Raw genomic sequence first — 17,616 nt, 5'->3', positions numbered from 1 at the left:
GCCTGGGCGTTAGGGCGATCCGATACCGAGGAACGGGTTGAACGAATAGCTCCTGGAGAAGCCCGCAGGCACGCTGAAGTAGTGCGCGACGAGCTTGGCAGGATCGGTCGCGATCTCCCCGCGGGCGATGGGGCCGTCATCGCCGTCGTCCCAGCCCCACGGCGCGTTGGCGGCGTTCGTCGGGCAGTAGAAGGACAGGCCTGAGCCGCAGCCGCCGCCGCGGTCGCCGAGGAACGCGCCGCTCGAGGTGAACAGCGTCGCGAGGTTGCGGCGGGGCCAGATGCCGTCGGGCCCGTACGTGTCGATCAGCCGGTAACGCACGTCCGGGTCCGAGGCCGACGAGGGCTCCTCGGCCTGGGTGAGCGAAGGATAGTACTTCACCCCATCGCCCACGATATCGTAGCTCGGCCAGGCCTTGAGCCCGTGCCCCTTCGCCTCCTGCGCCGTGATCGGGTGGCTCTGCCCCCCGAACGAGGCGAGCGACAGCTTGCCGTCGATGGACTCGCTGCCTGCGACGAGGGGGCTCCCGTCGGGCACGAACGAGTAGAAGTCGGTGTGGGCGACGGTCACGGCGCCGAGGAGCCGGCCGTGCTCGGTGCCGTCGCGCTCGACGATGATGAGCACCCCTTCGGAGTCGTTCTCGTGCTCGGTGTCGAAGGGCGAGTCCATCCAGTCGCGCGGGTGGAAGAAGGTGTACACGATGAACCAGTGTGTGCCGGTCTCGACGACGGCGTGGTAAGCGTGCGCAGGGAGGGCTCGCCCGCCGGCGTTCTCCCAGTTGTTGGTGGCCGACCAGTCCCCGTCGAAGTCGACGCGGGAGATGTAATCGGCGCGGCCGCCGAGCGCGTGCGAGCCGGTCACGTCCACGTCCTGGTAATGGATCGGCGCCCAGCGCAGCGCGAGCGCGGCGCGCCCATCGGCCGAGGAGACGGTGAGCGCGTCGCTGGCCTCGGCGACAGCCTCCTCGGCGACGTCGAGCGAGCAGGCAGAGAGCGCGAGGCACGAAGCGGCCACGACGGCGCCGCGGCGATTCAAGGACATCATGGGAAGACCGCCTTTCCTCCCCACGACTAGATGAACGGCGGAAAAGCTCGCGTGAATTCATGGCGACGTTATGGAGGAGCCTCAGTTACGAGACGAGGTAGCCCGACGCCCCCTGCCAGGGAGGTGAATCGGCAGCGGAGCGACGGCGCCCACGCCCTCGTCCTGCCCGCCGGAACTCAGCTAGCAGGAGTGTACGGGGCCCCACCGTTCTTCTTGACAAGGACAGACTCCACGCGTCTACTCCTCTGTAACCTGCCATGCTCCTGATTCCCCGTTTCAGGTGATCGCCGTCGGCGCGCGAAGCAGCGTGCGTCAGGGCGCATGCCGAGGGCCGCGAGGCAGAAGAGAGCGTCTCGACGGCCGCCGCAGGAGAGGGACGGCGACGCACGCCAGGCGGCAGACGGGTCGCATCACGGAGGTTCCGATGCCGAGTGACACGGGTAAGGGCTGGAATCAGACAGGCAATCTCGAACCCGGGAAGAGCTGATGCGCACCGTCTATGCCGCGCGGAAGCTCCGGGCCATCGCCGCGGAGGTCGCGGACGCCGCCGAGAAGGGCGGCGGCGAGACGGTCCTCATCACGAAGGGCAGGAGCTCGTTCTGATGCGACACGTCAGCATAGCCGTCGTCAGCATAGCCGTCGTCCTGGTCGCGATGGCGCTCGGCTGCGCCAGGCCGCTCACGTGCCCTGCCGCGGGGGGACCGCCCTGGGTCGAGCTCCAGTCTCCGCATTTCCTGCTGCGAACCGATCTCGACGAGGTCGAAGCGAAGGAGATGATCGTCCACTTCGAGCGCATCTACCGTGCCTTCGAGCGCGTCGCCTTTCCCCATGAGCCCAAGCCGAACGGGCTGACCCATGTGGTCGTCTTCGACGACGAAGACGCTTTTGCGCGCATCGCCCCGCGAGGCGCGGGAGGGTACCTCTCCCGCAGGGGCAACGACCTGGAGCACGTGCCTACCCTCATGTTCCCTGGCGGCCTGAGCGACGCGGGGCGCGAGATTTTCCAGCACGAGCTCAGCCACCGCTTCTTTGCCTATTACTTCCCATCGGCGCCGGTCTGGTTGAACGAGGGGATGGCGGAGTTCTACTCGACGCTTCGCATCGAGGAGAGCAGCGTCGTCCTCGGGAAGCAGCTCCCGGACCGGCTCATCACGACAGGCAGCCAGTGGCTTTCCCTGAGGATCGATGGGCGCTCTGTCGTCGGCGTGCCCAAGGCGGCGCTGCCCAGCGTCCCTACGCTCCTCTCGCTCGACGCGGCCGCGTTCTACGCGTGGGACGTCGAGGACCCAACCTCGCGCGAGGCCCGCATGCGCAGGAGCGCGAACTACACCGCAGCCTGGGCGCTCGTCCACGCCCTGCAAATCGAGGATGACGGCTTGCATCCCGGCTTCCTCCGCTACCTCCGGGCGCTGAGCGACGCGCGCGACGCGCGGGATCGCACCCTCGTCGATGCGTTCGGCGACATGCCCGTGAGCGCGCTCGAGCGCGCGCTCACGCGCTTCGTCGAGGCGAACGAGATCGAGGTGCAGACCGTGAGGCGCGCGTACGTCGACCGCGCCCCGGCGGTCCTGCCCCGCATGCGCAGCATGCGAGACGAGGACGTGCACGCGCTCTGGGCACGACTCCGGAGGTGGAGCGATCCGTCGGCAGCACGGGCGGCGGCGGCCGATCTCAACGAGGCGGTCCGGGTCGGGCACGAGAGGCCGGAGCCGTACCTCGCCCGCGGGACGTTCCGCTGGGACCGGGGCGATCTGGCCGGTGCCAGGAGCGACCTCGAGCGCGCCGCATCCCTCGCGCCGGACGAGCCGCGTTACCTGTACCCCCTCGCGTCGTTCTACACCCGAGCCGAGGCGTCGCTTCCGCTCGAGCAGCGAGTCTGGGACGATATCGAGCCGCTCGTCGCCCGGCTCGAGCCGCGCGCGACGAGCCAGATGCAGCTGGATTACCTCGCCCGCTACCACGCGCTGAGACGCCGCTTCGGCCGCGCGCTCGCGTACGTGAAGCGCGCGGTCGACGGCAATGCGTCCTGCAGTCCTTGCTATGAGACGCTCGCAGACATCCTGTTCCAGCAAGCGAAGACCGCAGACGCCGTGAGGGCGCAGCGCATCGCGATCAACATCCTCGGCGACGACCAGGTGAGCGACACGAGCCTGCGACGGCTGTGGTACTACAAGCAGGCGCTCGAGCAGGCGGAGCGGACGTCCGGCGAGGAGTGATCGCGCGGGGCGCTCCGCACGGTCGACAAGCTGGCTCTCGAGCGCGCCGCTTCCCGCCAGGAAGCTATCGTGTTCCGCTGGTGGTGGGCTGGTCCCCTGCCACGCCTTACATTGGCCCACTCTTCTTCTGTTGGGTAACCGCGCCGCTCTTGCCCGAAGGTCGGCACCCACGGAGCCGAGACGGCAGCTAGGATGTTGCCCCGCCACGGAGCTGGGCGCGGTGGAGCAGCGGAACGGAAGGGAAACGACATGAGAAGCAGGGATGTCATCAGCTCGTCCGTCGCGCAGGGCGCGGCAGCGTTGATCCTCGCCGGCTGCGGCGCGAGCGAAGGCGACGGTCTTGGCAGGGCGCACCTGGCCGTCGGACAGGAACTCGCTTTGGAGGCGGAGCCCAACGGGACGGCGTTGCAGGCGAACGCCATCTCCAGCGACACGGTCATGCGCGCCAACCTCTTTCCAGGCGGCGACACGGATCTCTTCTCCTTCCAGGCGCCCGCCGGGAGCCGTGTCTACGCCGCCGTGATGACAGCGTCGTCCACCGCGTCGCAGGACGCCGACCTCGACATCCTCGATCAGGATGGCACGACAGTGCTGGAGACCGACGTCTTCAACGGGTCGTTCGGGGGCTCGTCGCCGAGCATCGCTGGCACGCCCCTCGCGACCGCGGGAACCTACTACGCGCGCGTGCGCGTGCCCTCCGCGACCGTCCAGCTGCGCCCCTACGACCTCCACCTCAAGGTGCAGAGCGGCGTGCCCACGGCGGAGGTCGAGCCGAACGACACGACACCGCAGCCGCTCCCCGCGACCGGCTGGATCGCTGGCACGCACAGCAACGCGAGCGACGTCGACAGCTACTCGCTCTCCCTCAACGCCGGCGACACCCTCTTCGCGAGCCTCGATCAGGACCCGACGCGCGACCTCACGCAGTTCGCCGCCGCGCTCGCGATCGGTCCGTTCGGGTCCGGGTTCGACATCCAGGTGGACAACCAGTCCGGGCCTGTCGAGACACCCTACTCGGACGCCATCTTCGCGACCGTCAAGGCAGCGGGCACCTACAGGGTGACCGTGACCGGCTCGGTGACGGCGGGTGATTACGGGCTCAGCGTGAGCGTGCATCCGGCGGCGCCGAGCGTGGGGTGCACCACGTACGACAGCGCGAGCGTGCCCAGGGAGATCCTCTTCGGCGCGCCCACGACGTCGTTCATCGACGTCCCGGGCGCGACCCGTATCGGTGACCTGAACGTGAGCGTCCGGCTCAGCCATCCCATGCCCCCCGACGTGGACGTGTACCTCGTCTCGCCGGCCGGCAACACCAACGGTCTCTTCACCGATATCGGCGATAGGACCTACCCGAACCTCGATATCACGATCGACGACGAGGCTGCGTTCCCGGCCGGACACTTCACCCTGCTGAACGGCATGATGGTGCAGCCGGAGCGCGACTACCGCTTGCACTGGTTCGATGGGGAGAACGGCGGGGGCCGGTGGACGCTCACGCTCCGGGACGATACGGACAACTCGAACAACCTCGGCGTGTTGTCCGCGTGGAGCCTCACGATCTGCGACGCGCCGATCCCCGCGCTCTCGTGCTCGAGCGGCGACGCCCCGGCCGCCCTGCTGTCGGCGGACTTCGAGGGCGGCGCGCAGGGCTTCACGCACGCAGGCACAGCCGACGCGTGGGCGCTCGGCACACCGAGCGCCGCGCCGATCGCGACGTGCAACGGCGGGACGCAATGCTGGAAGACGAACCTCTCGGGCGTGTACAACGCGAGCTCGAATCAGGACCTCGTCTCCCCGCCGATCGACCTGTCCGGGGTGCAGGCGCCCATCCAGCTCCGCTGGGCGATGAAGTACCAGCTCGACAACGCCTCCTCGGATCACGGGTGGGTGGAGATCCGAGAGGTCGGGGGTGCGAACGCCAGGCGCCTCTGGGAGTTCCTCGACGCATCGATGACCACGACCGTCGGTAGCTCCAACCTGGTGCTCCAGGAGAGCGCGGGATGGGGCACGCACTACGCTGACATCAGCGGATACGCCGGGAAACGAGTGGAGGTGGTGTTCCACCTCGACAGCGACGCGAGCGTCCAGCTTGCCGGTCTCGCGATCGACGACGTGTCGGTCCTGGGCTGCCCACGCAGCAGCACGGGCGAAGGCGGCGGTACCGGCGGCGGAAGCACCACGGGGGAGGGCGGCGCGACGGGCAGCGGCGCTGGCGGCGCGGGGACCGGCGGCGCCACGGCGGCCAGCGGCGCCGTCACGAGCGGCGCAAGCACCACCGGTGAAGGCGGCGCGACGGGCAGCGGCGCTGGCGGCGCAGGGGTCGGTGGCGCCGCGACGGGCAGCGGCGGTGGCGGCGCAGGGGTCGGCGGCGCCGCGGCGGCCAGCGGCGGCAGCACCACGGGCGAAGGCGGCGCGACGGGCAGCGGCGCCGGCGGCGCGGGGACCGGCACCGCCTCGGCGGCCAGCGGCGCTGGCACGAGCGGCGGCAGCACCACGGGCGAAGGCGGCGCGACGGGCAGCGGCGCTGGCGGCGCGGGGACCGGCAGCCCCGCGTCGGGCAGCACCACGGGCGCCAGCCCGAACGGCGACCCGCCCGCCAGCAGCGACACGACGGGCGGCTGCGGGTGCCGCTTCGTGGGTCGCGAAGAGCCCCCGTGGCCATGGCCTGCGGCGCTCCCGCTCATCGCGCTGCTCAGAATGCGTCGCAAGCGGTTGCGCTCCCGAAGCTCCTGAGGAGATCCTGCCCAGATGACCCCTGAAACCGTCGATGTCCTCGATCCGGACCTCTACCTCGCCGGCGCGCCGCACGATCGCTTCGAGATCCTCCGCCGGGAGGCGCCCGTCCACTGGCACCCCGAGCCGGCGGGCAGGGGTTTCTGGGCGATCACGCGCCACGCCGACGTCGCCCGCATCTCGCGCGATCCGGCGGCGTTCTGCTCGGGGCGCGGCCTCTTCATCGAGGATCTCCCGCCGGGGGACATGCGCGACAACCCCGATGTCATGATCATGATGGATCCTCCCCGGCACGCCCGGTTCCGGGCGCTGGTCAGCAAGGGGTTCACGCCCCGTGTCATCCAGCGCCTCGAAGGCCACGTTCGGGAGCTCGTGACGAGGCTCATCGACGACGCCTGCGAGCGCGGCGGGTGCGATTTCGCCAGCGACATCGCGGGCAAGCTGCCTCTCTCCGTGATCCTCGAGGTGCTCGGCGTCCCCCGCGAGGATCAGGAGCAGATGCTCGACTGGACGACGCGGTTCTTCGGGGCCAGCGATCCCGCCTATGGCGTCACGCCCGAGGAGCTGAACGCCGTGCTCCACAACATGAACGCCTATGCGCACCAGCTCGCCGAGCAGCGGCGGAAGGAGCCCAAGGACGACATGCTGAGCCTGCTCATGGCCGCCGAGGTGGACGGCGAGAAGCTCTCCTACACGGAGTTCGGCGGCTTCTTCAACCTGCTGCTCACGGCCGGCCACGACACCACGAAGAACCTCATCTCCAACGGGATGCTCGCGCTCCTCGAGCACCCCGACCAGCGCCGGCGCCTGCTCGACGATCCCTCGCTCCTCCCGACCGCCATCGAGGAGATGCTGCGCTTCACGCCGCCGGTCTATTACTTCCGGCGCTCCGCGGTGCGGGACACCGAGCTCCACGGGCAGCGGATCACGGCCGGAGACAAGGTGGTGCTGTGGTACGTCTCGGCCAACCGCGATGAGGCGGTCTTCAGCGATCCGCACAGATTCGATGTCGGCCGGACGCCCAACGAGCACCTCTCCTTCGGCATCGGCCCCCACGTGTGCCTGGGCCTCGTGCTCGCGCGCCTGGAAGCGCGGGTCGCCTTCGAGGAGCTCCTGCGCAGGCTCCCCGATCTCGAGCTCGCCGGGCCGGCCGTGCGGCTCCGCTCGAACTGGGTGAGCGGCGTGAAATCGATGCCGGTCCGGTGCGCGCGCCCTGTCCGGTAGCGCGTCCCAGGGCGGCGGGATGCTGGGTAGTGGTCAAATTTGAACATGAAGGCGGGAAGGCGGGAAGAAAACCTTAATGATCTTCCCGCCTTCCCGCCTTCATGTGGACTCTCTCTGGGCGAAGTTGACCACTACCGGATGCTGGGTGAAGCAGGGAGAGCGCCCCGCGCCGCGCCCCGCGCAACCCTGGATCCGCGCCCTGGCAACGCGGTACGGTCATCCGTGACCGAGACCGTCCTGCTCATCGACGACGATCCGGGGTTCCGCGACGCCTACCGCGAGCTGCTCGCGCTGGAGGGGTACGCCGTCGCCGAGGCCGGGGCCGCCCCGAAGGCGCTCTCGGAGCTCCGCCGCACGAGCGCGCGCCTCGTCGTGCTCGACCTGATGCTCCCGCCGACGGGCCGCGCGGAGGAGGGCGCGGCGCTCGCGGACAGGCTCCTCGCCGAGCGGCCCGCGGCCAAGGTGATCGTCGTCTCGGGCGCGGGCGAGACCCCGCTCGCCCTGCGCCTCGTCGAGCGCGGCGCGTACGACTTCCTGGCCAAGCCCGTCGACCCCGACGTGCTGCTCTCCGTGGTGGCCCGCGCGGCCGCGCGCCTCGCGCTGGAAGATCGGGTGGCGGAGCTCGAGCGCTCGCTCGCCGCCCGCGAGGGCGACGCGTCGGCGATGCTCGGTCAGTCGCCGGCCTTCCTCGAGGCGAGGACGCTGTGCGAGCGCGCGGCGCCGACCGACGTCCCGGTGCTCATCACCGGCGACTCGGGCACGGGCAAGGAGGTCTTCGCCCGCTACCTGCACGCAAGGAGCCGCCGGAAGGACAAGGCCTTCATCGCGGTCAACTGCGGCGCGCTCGCGCCGACCCTCCTGGAATCGACGCTGTTCGGCCACCGGAAAGGCGCCTTCACGAGCGCGATCAAGGACGCTCCCGGCCTGTTCGTCGAGGCGGACGGAGGGACCCTGTTCCTCGACGAGATCGGCGACATGGAGCCGGCGCTGCAAGTGAAGCTCTTGCGCGTGCTCGAGACGGGCGAGATCCTGCCGGTGGGCGCGGCGCGCCCGCTGACCGTGGACGTCCGTGTCGTGTCGGCCACCCACAGAGCGCTCGAGTCGATGGTGGCGGACAGGACCTTTCGCGACGACCTCTACTGGCGCGTGCGCGGGATCGAGATCGCCTTGCCCCGGCTCGCGGATCGCGTGGGCGATCTGCCGCTCCTCGCGCAGCACTTCCTGAACCTGTCGCGTGCCCTCGTGCCGCGCTCGCCGGCGACCGCGATCTCGCCCGGCGCGATGCGCCGGCTCGAGGCCTGCGACTGGCCCGGCAACCTGCGAGAGCTCCGGCACGAGATGCAGCGCGCGCTCGTGATGGCCGGGGGCAGGGGAGAGATCCTCGAGGAGGACCTCTCGCCGGCCCGGCGAGGCAGCGGTCCCGCGGCACCGGCAGGCGACGAGCCGGCCGAGGGGGCGACGCTGGAAGAGAAGATCGCGGCGCTGGAGCGGCGCGAGATCGCCGCCGCGCTCCGGGCGACCCAGGGCAACAGGAGCCAGGCAGCAGCGCGGCTCGGGCTGTCGCGGCAGGGGCTGCTCAACAAGATGGATCGTCATGGGCTGAAGTGATCTCGGTCGCTCGTGTGCTCATGAAGGAAGATTTTGTTCGAGCGAGAATGATACGGGATCTCACGGCCTGACGTGATCTCGGTCACTCATGTGTTGGTGAAGGAAAAATTCAATCGTTCGAGAACGACACGGGATCGGAAAGCGCCCACAAAAACATGAGCCGCGCCGAGCGCAGGCCGGCACTGAAGGAACCGAGAGCGCGGCTCCTCATGGGCTGCAGCTGGGGCGGGTGGATCGAGAACATGGTCCCGCCGGCTCGGGGTCGCCTGTGCGCCCCGATCCTGCGCAATGCCCGCCGCCTGACACGCGCGATGTCGCTCGCTCTTCGCGAGGAGCGCCCATCGCGCGATGCGCAACTTCAGGAGGAATCATGACGCTTGGCAGGTTGGTGCTCGTGGGGTGTCTGTCGCTGGTTGGCTCCGCTCTCGTCGCCTGTGGGAACGGCGACCCGGATCGCCTGGGCGAGGGCAGAGGCAACGTGGTCGGGACTCCGCCCCCGTCCGAGGGGGACGGCTGTACGCTCACCCAGGGCTACTGGAAGAACCACGAGGAGAGCTGGCCGACATCGAAGCTCACCATCGGAGGGGTCGAGTACTCCCAGGCGGAGCTGCTGGAGCTCTTCGAGACGCCGCCGAAGGGCGACACCAGCCTCATCCTGTGTCACCAGCTGATCGCCGCGCTGCTGAACGTGGGTAGCGGCGCGAGCGAGGCGGCCCTGGGCGGGGCGCTCGCGGAAGCCGAGACGTGGATGAAGGACAACAAGGACGCCGATGGCCGGCTCCCGTACGGCACCAAGCAAGGCGGCGCGGCCGAGGGTGCCGTCGCGCTGTCCGGTGCGCTTGCGGACTTCAACGAGGGCGGCATCGGCCCTGGCCATTGCGACGGCGGCCCCGGCAGCGGCTCCGACGACCCCGGGGACAGCAGCTCCGGCGATCCGGGCGGCAGCGACGACGGCGGGCACGATTGCCCCGACGATGGAAGCACGGGTGAGACCGATGGCGGCGGCGGCTCCGACCCTGGCGGCAGCTCCGACCCCGGCGGTGGCGAAGGTGGGTCGGCTCCGACGTGCGCGGATCCTTGCAGCGACGGCTGCGCCGACGGCTACATCTGCGTCGTCGGGTGCTGCGCGTTCATTGCCAACTGATCCGGGAACGACGAGCTCGCGCGAGCCGAGCTCTCATGACAGCTCACGGGGGTGCCGCAGCTGCCACTGCTGCGCACCCGCCGAGATCAAGGTGGGCGTCGCGCCGGTCCTATTTGATTGACGCCGCCTATGTGAGCGTTCACAGTCGACGCGTCGATCCTTCTTCCGCTTTGCCACGGACAGGCGTGCCATGCGCACCGGGCCTTTCGTCACTTCTGCGCGTCCGCCGTGAGGGTCGGGCTGGTGCCTCCACGTGAGGCGCATCCTCGCCCGAGAGCATCGCGGGATCGGCACGCGGCGAGCGCGGAGAGACGAACCGGGCGATCACGAGAGGGTCCAGACGATGCCGAGATCAGGTGCTTATTCCTCTTTTCCTGCCGTCGCCTTGATGTTTCTCGCTTGCTCGTCCGAGACAGGCTCGCCCGGCACGGGAGGCGGCGGAGCCGATCAGGCCACGGGCGGCGCGGGCGGGGCCCACACGTCTACGAGCGGCGGGGAGACCACCTCGACTGGGGGAACGAGCGATGACGCCAGCTCCTCCAGCAGCGGCACGACAGGTGGGTCGACCGGGGGCGGACCGCAGGCCGGGGCCGGTGGCATGGGGACCGGCGGCACGGAATCGCCGGCGGGCAACCCGAGCCCAGGCTGCGGCAAGTCGGGGCGGCCCGAGAGCGGAACGGTGAAGGTCGACGACGATCACATCTACACGTTCCCGGACAGCTACGATGGCAACACCCCTCTCCCCCTCTTGATGGGCTTCCACGCCTGCGGCAACCCGATCGACCAGTTCATCAACCTCACGCGAGGATCGGCCTTCGAGACGGAGTACGTGCGCGCCGTGGGGAGGTCGTCGGACCGGGGTGGATGCTGGAACTACAACAACGACATCGCCAGGGTCCTGCGAATCTACGACGACCTCATGGACAGCTACTGCATCGACATGGACCGCGTGTTCGCCACCGGCCACAGCTCCGGCGCGCAGATGATCATGCAGATCTTGGCGCACAAGTCCGATGCCGAGCACATGAACTTCAGGGCGGTCGCGCCCGTCGCGGCCTCCGATTACGGCGCGCTGCAGGTATCCATGCCCGCGATGTACATCCAGGGCAAGAACGACACCGTCCGCGGGGGAGACGGAGCGAGCGCGGTCGCGAGGTTCCGCACCGCCAACATGTGCGAGATGAGCTCGACGCCGTATTCCCAGGTGATGGGCTGCCAGAGCAGCGGCAAGACGGTGAACCCCGGCTGCATCTCCTACAGCGGCTGTTCGGAGCCGACGATCTGGTGCTCCCACGACGATCCCGCGTACAGCAACACGAGCCACGGCGTTCCGTGTTTTGCCATCGGGGCGATGTACGACTTCTTCACGGGCATGCCGTGAGGACGCGCCGAGCCGCGATCGCGAGCGCCGCCTGCGGGCCGCCGCCCTGAGCTCACGGGCTCGGGGCAAACGCCACACGGACCGTCACCGCAGCGGTGACACGGATGTTTCCGGGCTCGACGGGGAAGCCGTCCGCGCCTCCGAGCCCCTTCATCTGCTGCGCAAATGCATAACGCTCCTGCTGGACGACCGAGATCGACTGCAGCTCGGCGATCCTGACGTTCGCCGCCTTGGCCACCGCCTTGGCGTTCGCCTGCGCGTCCTGCACGGCAGCCGCGATGGCGCTGCGGCGCGCCTCGGTGCGGTCGCTCAAGAAGAACTCGAGCCCGCCGACGTCGTTGGCGCCCGAGGCGAGCGCGGCCTGGAGGATCCTCGAGCCTGCGGCCTGGAGCTCGGCCGGCGACACGCCCCGCAGCGCGACGGAGAGCTGGATGGAAGCCGAATAGCCGATGATCCTGGGCTCGGTGATTTCCTCGTGCGGCACGTGCGACTCTCGGATCGGCGAGAGCGAGATGTCGACAGTGCGGATCTCCAGCCCTGGGATGGCGAGGCCACGCAGGGCGGCGAGCACCGCCTGCGACCTGCCCGCGGCCTTGTCGCGCGCGGCCCCGAGCGTCTTTTCGCGCACCTCCACGCCGATGCTCGTGCGCATCGAATCCGCAGGCCGCGCGACCTCGCCGATGCCGCCGATCGTGATGGTCCGGTTCTCGTCATTCTCCGCCGTGGCGCAGGGTTCCTTGGCTGCGAGGCGATCCGCCGCGAGGACCTGGGCGACGGGGCGCCCGGCCAGCGCGGTCGACGAAATGCAGGTGATGACGCCGAGCGCGAGCCCTGCGATCAGGCTTCCCGTGAGGGTCGGCATAGTACGACGCATCGCGATTCTCCTCCTTCGAGCGGATCGTCTGCCCTGGCAGTCGAATTGGCTGTCAGCGCACCGAATCTAGGGCGGAGGCGGCTCGATCGCGAGGGGCGGGCTCAAGGTCCTTCGGGTCTGTAAAGTACGGCGTCTGCCCGCGAGAGCCCGCATGCCCCGGCTGCGGGACCTGCCTGCCTCGGGTCGACAGAACGTCCTTCTCGGTCCGGTTCGCGCCTCACGCGCCCAGCTCGAAGAGCTGCATCGCGACCAGCGCGACGCAATCGGGCTCGCGCGAATCCGACACGATCTGCCGGAGCTCGTGAAAGTACCGGTGGCGGCGTACCGCCTCGACGAGAGCCCGTTCCCGGACGTGTACGCCGGCCGCGGATCGGGGGACGGCTGCGCCGGGTGCGGCGGCGCATTCGAGCTCTCCTTCGAATCGCGCTGGGCGGCGGGCGAGTCGACCCCTCGGGGCCATGTGGACCTGATCGAGAACGGGACGCTGCTCGGCGAGGTCGGCGCCTTTTGACGGCGCGCCGGTCAGGGCAAGGCGGTGGTGATCACATCCTTGACGGTCGCTGTGCTCTGGCCGGGGCGGTCGACACAGGACGGATAGTACTGGCCGGCCCCGTTGAGGGTCTGGCAGACCCGGCTGCAGGGGCCGACCATGCGGATCACCCCGCACCCCACGAGCTGGCCGTCGGACAGCAGGTGGCCCGCGGCGCAGTCGCGCTGGTAGGAGCGCGAGTTGTCGACCGTCGCGCTGTTGTAGCAAGCGTTGAGGTAAGGCTGCGCCGCGAACAGGTTGCCCCAGAAGGCCCCCTCGACATCTGGATAGTCGACGAGCTCCTGGCTCGAGGAGAGCGTCTTCAGCGGATCCCGCAGCGAGCGGGCGGAGAGGAGGACCGGTATTTGATAGTAGTTCACGCGCGCCGCCACGCAGCTGGAGACCATGCGCTGCCCGAGCTCGTCGAGCGGCCCGGTCGCCCAGGCGGGCGCGGCGCCGAGCAGCCCGGGGTAGCGCTCGTTGTGGACGGTGCCCTTGGAGTCCGTCCACGAGAAGGCGAAGGACTCCGTGCTCCTCAGGGCGCAGCTCGTCGCATACCGCATGAACTCGCGCGCCAGCGCGCCGCTCGGGCCGGGATCCCGGATCGCGGCGAGGTTTTGCGCGCTGAGACCGTTGAGGTTCAGGGCGTTGAGGTTCAAGGCGTTGAGGTTCAAGGCATTGAGGTTCAGGGCGTTCGCGCTGAGCGCGTTGCCGCCCAGAAGGGCTCCCTGGGATTCCCCCACGAGCTCGTCCAGCGCCTCGGTGTCCCCCACCTCCGCGGCGCAGCCCGACAGCACCCCGGCCCAGACAAGCACGATGAATCTCTCCTTGAGCGACATGGGTTCCCCCCCATTTCTGGCGCATACCCGGCGGCTCCCTGCGCGCGGCGCGCGAGCGCGGGCTCACCAACATCGCCCATAGGTTGACTATGGGTTCAATATTCTATCTTTTCGCATTATCACGCCCGTGCAAGGTGATTCAGCGGCGACGAGGGTGGTTGTCCGGTGCGTCCGATTCTGACAGCGCCGTCAGCTCCGTGTGCCAGCGACGGAGGCGACTGCCCATGACGGTCGGCGTGGTGGAGGCGGCCGCGAGGGCGCGCTCGATCTGCAACCGGGCATCGACGTACCGGCCGCGACGGAAGGCGGCGAGGGCCCGCGCCTCGAGCACCTCGATCCGCTCCTGCCCTACCGAGCAGCGCGCGGAGCGCTCCTCGAGCGCGGCCCACGCGGCGCCGTCGTCGTCGCGCGTCGCGAGCTCGATCATCGAGCAGAGCACGTCCTCCGAGGGCTTCAGCGCGTCGCCGCCGGCTTCCTCCTGCGCCGCGCGCAGCCGCAGGGCGATCCCGCGAGCGCCCGCCTCGTCGCCCTGGTAGAGGCGCAGGCGCGCGGTCAGGAGCGCCACGGCGATCGGCGCGTGGTGCTCGTCGCAGCGCGGCCCCATCGCCTGGACGGCGCGCGCGTGGGGCGCCGCGGCCTCGAGATCGTCCATCAGATACAGGTACTCGGCGAGGTTGTAGCGGCCGACGAGCTCGAACGCGGGCTGGCCGAGGTCGCGCCCGAGCGCGATGGTGCGCTCCAGGTCGGCGATCATCCCGGCGCGGTCGCCCTGGAGGGCCCGCGCGAGCGCGCGGTTGTTCAGCGCTGCGCCGAGGTGCATGAGATCGCTGCGCTCCTCGCAGCTGAGGATCACCGCGTCGAGGTCCCGCGCCGCCTCGTCGACCCGGCCGAGGCTGGCCAGGATGAAGCCGAGCATCAGCCGGGCGATGATGTGTGTCTCATAGCCCTCGTCCCCGAGCCGCGCGGCTTGCTCCGCGGCGCGCGACAGCACCATGGCGGCCTCGTCCTCGCGGTCGTCCCGGTGGAGCGAGCGGCCCACGCCGAGGAGCAGGCGGGCGCCGAGCAGGGGGGAGTCCACCCAGTCGGCGAGGCGCTCGGCGGCCTCGACCCGCTCGCTCGCGGCCCGGTACTCGCCTGTCCAGTCGAGGATCATGGCCTCATCGAGGAGGAGCTCGATCTCCGCCCCTGGCTCCGACGCCTCGGCCGCCTCCTCGCGCGCCGCGGCGAGGTCGGCGAGGGCCTCGGTGTGGCGCCCGAGCCGGAAGCGAGCGAGGCCCCGCGCGTGGCGCGCCGCAGGGAGCAGCGCGCCGACCAGCGCCTCGGCGCGCCCGTAGCAGGCCTCGGCGTCGAGGTAGGCCCGGCGCGCGGCCGCGAGCTCGGCGCCTCGGACGAGCAGCGACGCCGCCCGGGCGGTCAGGCCGCCGCGCTCGCAGTGCGCCGCGAGCACCAGCGGATCGGCCTCGCCCGCGCCCTCGAGCCACTCGGCGGCGAGGCGGTGGCCGAGCGCTCGATCGTCCTCGGTGAGCTGCGCGTAAGCGCCCTCGCGCAGGAGCGCCTGGCGGAAGCAGTACTCCTCCTCGCCGGGGAAGCGGCTCTCGCGGCGGCGGACGCAGAGCTCCCCGGTGACGAGCGCGGAGAGGTGATCCGCGAGCAGCGCGGCGTCGCCGCCGAGCAGGTGGGCGACGGCGCCTCGCCAGAACACCTCGCCGAGCACGCTGGCGGCGCGCAGGATCCGGCGCGCAGCGGGCGGGAGCGCCTCCAGCCGGACCTGCACCATCGCCACCACGGTGTCGGGCATCGCTTCGCCCCGGCCCTCCGCCGTCGCGCGGATCAGCTCCTCGAGGAAGAAGGGCTGGCCCTCGGACTGGGTGACCAGACGATCGACGAGCGCCCTGTCGGCCGCGCCGCCCAGCGCCTCCCGCGTGAGCTGCGCGCACGCCTTCGGCGAGAGCTGCCTGAGCCAGATCTCCTGCCGCCCGCGCTCGCCCCAGAGATCGGGGTAGGCTTGCTTGATCTCGGGGCGCGCCGTGGCGAGCACGACGAGCGGCTGGTCCGCGAGCTCGCGCAGCGCCGCGTCGATGGCCGCGACCGAGGCGCGATCGGCCCAGTGCACGTCCTCCAGCGCGAGCACCACCGGCTGGGCCGCGCACTCGGCGCGCAGAAAATCGCGCAGCGCGCGCTGCATCTGCTCGCCGAGCAGCTCGGGATCCTGCCGGGCGGCGCGGAGCGGGAGGCTGTCCTCGTCGGGGAAGGGGACGCCGGCGAGCTCTCCGAGGAACTCCTCGATCCGGCGCCGCTCCGCCTCGGGCGCGCGGCGGGCGACGCGGGCCCGGAGGAGCGCGCGCCGCTCCTCGATCGGCTCGCCGCCCTGGATCCCCGCCGCGCCCCGGATCACCTCCGCGAGCAGGCCGCCGATGGAGCCCGCGCGCAGCGGATCCCCGAGCCCCGCCCAGATCTCCGCGGGCGCGCCGGCGCGCCGGAGGGCCGCGAGGTGCTCCTGGAGCAGGCGGGACTTGCCCATGCCCGCGGCGCCGATGACGAGCACCGCCCGGGCGGCGGGCTCGCCGGCGCAGGCGGCGAAGGTCTGCTCCAGCAGGCGGAGCTCGTGATCGCGGCCGACGCAGGGCGTGGGCCTGCCGAGGAGCGGGCGCCACGGCTCGGCGGCGCTGCGCTCGCCGCGCAGCTCGACGGCGCCGGACGCGGTGATCGCTGCCTCGAAGCGGGCCTCGAGCAGCCCGGCGGTGGTCTTGTCGAGGAGGATCTGCGGCGCGCCCGCGCGGCCCGCGCTCCGGAGCAGCCCCGCCGCGCGCTGGATCGCGTCGCCGACCGGCAGGCCGCGCCCGAGCTCGCCCCAGCCGACCGTGATCGCGATCGGGCGATCGGGGACGCGCTCCCGCAGCGCCAGCGCGCAGCGCGCGAGCTGCGCGGCGACGTCGGTGGGCACGTGCGGGCGGCCGACGATGAGCACCGCCGTACCGTCGGCGAGCAGCTCCAGGCGCCCCTCGAAGCGGGCGGCGACCTCCCGGAGCGCGCCGGCGTCCGCGTCCGCCTCGCTGACCGAGAGGGTGGCGCCCTGCGCGGACGCTGGCGCGCGGCCGATCACCGCGACGCCGTGGAAGCGGCGCTCGCTGCTGGTGAGGGCGGAGCTCGTCGGTCCCGAGCTCGCCCCGCCATGGACCTCCTGCGCCGCGAGCGCGGCGTGGGCCGCGGCCCCGTCGCGCGGGCGCCGCGCCGGATCCTTCTCGAGCATCTGCGAGACCAGCGCGTCGAGCCACGGGGGCGCGCCGAGGCAGCGCTCGGACAGGCGCGGCGGATCGTCGAAGATGATCCTGGCGAGGAGGGCGACCAGGTGATCGGCCTGAAACGGCGGCGCGCCGGTGACGCACTGGAAGAGCACGCAGCCGAGCGAGAAGATGTCGGCGGGCGCGCCGACCTCATCGCCGCTGCGCGCCTGCTCCGGGGCCATGTAGTCGGGCGTGCCGACCAGCACCCCGGCGCCGGTGATCGGCGCCATGTCCGGGAGGCGGGCGACCCCGAAATCGAGGAGCCTGGGCTCCTCGATCCGGCCGCCGACGAGGAAGATGTTGGCCGGCTTGAGATCGCGGTGGACGATCCCCAGCGCGTGGGCGGCGCCCAGGGCCGCGGCGACGCGCGCCCCGAGCTCCACTGTCTCGGCGACCGAGAGCCGCCGACGCGAGAGGAGCCGGGAGAGGTCCTCGCCCTCCAGCCATTCCATGACCAGGAAGGGCGTGCTCTCGCGCGCGGCGCTGTAGGCGACGTACCGGACGATCCCGGGGTGTGCGAGACGGGCGAGGAGCTCGGCCTCCCGCGCGAAGCGCGCGAGGTGGTGCGGCGACGGATCGTGCAGCACCTTGGCGGCGACCCGCCTTCCGGTGGTGACGTCCCAGGCGCGGTAGACCGCGCCCATGCCTCCGCTCTCCGCGAGCGCTTCGACGCGGAAGCGCCCCCCCAAGAGCTCCCCCGAGCGCACCGCTCAAGGATAGACGGAGAATGCCGTTCGTCC

The 17,616-nt window shown here is 71.0% G+C and carries 11 protein-coding genes; 7 read left to right on the top strand and 4 right to left on the bottom strand.

From position 1 onward, the window contains the following. Positions 1-9 precede the first annotated feature (9 nt). Positions 10-1,044: a hypothetical protein gene (locus tag WMF39_RS42800; protein ID WP_437742207.1), complete on the bottom strand. Its 1,035-nt coding sequence runs from the start codon at positions 1,042-1,044 to the stop codon at positions 10-12. Positions 1,045-1,646: 602 nt separating this feature from the next. On the opposite strand from WMF39_RS42800, the gene WMF39_RS42795 reads away from it, so the two are divergent. The 6 genes from WMF39_RS42795 (at position 1,647) to WMF39_RS42770 (ending at position 11,350) form a co-directional block, all read left to right on the top strand. Beyond that, entirely contained in the window at positions 1,647-3,260 is a 1,614-nt protein-coding gene (locus WMF39_RS42795) for a tetratricopeptide repeat protein (protein WP_437742206.1), read from the top strand. A gap of 249 nt (positions 3,261-3,509) precedes the next feature. Further along, a complete protein-coding gene (locus WMF39_RS42790; RefSeq protein ID WP_437742205.1) occupies positions 3,510-5,993 on the top strand; it encodes a proprotein convertase P-domain-containing protein in 2,484 nt (827 codons plus the stop codon). 15 nt (positions 5,994-6,008) lie between these two features. Next, positions 6,009-7,217, top strand: coding sequence for a cytochrome P450 (locus tag WMF39_RS42785; RefSeq protein ID WP_437742204.1), 1,209 nt, complete (start codon positions 6,009-6,011; stop codon positions 7,215-7,217). Between the two features lie 222 nt (positions 7,218-7,439). After that, on the top strand, positions 7,440-8,825 hold the full coding sequence (locus tag WMF39_RS42780; RefSeq protein WP_437742203.1) for a sigma-54-dependent transcriptional regulator: 1,386 nt from the start codon (positions 7,440-7,442) through the stop codon (positions 8,823-8,825). 370 nt (positions 8,826-9,195) lie between these two features. Continuing rightward, entirely contained in the window at positions 9,196-9,969 is a 774-nt protein-coding gene (locus WMF39_RS42775) for a hypothetical protein (protein ID WP_437742202.1), read from the top strand. Positions 9,970-10,354: 385 nt separating this feature from the next. Beyond that, entirely contained in the window at positions 10,355-11,350 is a 996-nt protein-coding gene (locus WMF39_RS42770) for an alpha/beta hydrolase family esterase (RefSeq protein WP_437742201.1), read from the top strand. 52 nt (positions 11,351-11,402) lie between these two features. Here WMF39_RS42770 and WMF39_RS42765 read toward each other — a convergent pair whose 3' ends face one another. Next, entirely contained in the window at positions 11,403-12,224 is an 822-nt protein-coding gene (locus WMF39_RS42765; RefSeq protein ID WP_437742200.1) for an SIMPL domain-containing protein, read from the bottom strand. A gap of 301 nt (positions 12,225-12,525) precedes the next feature. Between WMF39_RS42765 and WMF39_RS42760 the strand changes: the two genes are divergently transcribed. Then, positions 12,526-12,735, top strand: a complete 210-nt coding sequence (locus WMF39_RS42760) for a hypothetical protein (protein ID WP_437742199.1) — start codon at positions 12,526-12,528, stop codon at positions 12,733-12,735. Positions 12,736-12,746: 11 nt separating this feature from the next. Here WMF39_RS42760 and WMF39_RS42755 read toward each other — a convergent pair whose 3' ends face one another. Next, positions 12,747-13,592, bottom strand: a complete 846-nt coding sequence (locus WMF39_RS42755) for a hypothetical protein (protein WP_437742198.1) — start codon at positions 13,590-13,592, stop codon at positions 12,747-12,749. 139 nt (positions 13,593-13,731) lie between these two features. After that, entirely contained in the window at positions 13,732-17,583 is a 3,852-nt protein-coding gene (locus tag WMF39_RS42750; protein ID WP_437742197.1) for a serine/threonine-protein kinase, read from the bottom strand. Between the last annotated feature and the right edge of the window lie 33 nt (positions 17,584-17,616).

Source organism: Sorangium sp. So ce1504 (assembly GCF_051521635.1).
Lineage (GTDB): Bacteria > Myxococcota_A > Polyangia > Polyangiales > Polyangiaceae > Sorangium > Sorangium cellulosum_B.
This window is presented reverse-complemented; position numbering and strand designations above follow the sequence as displayed.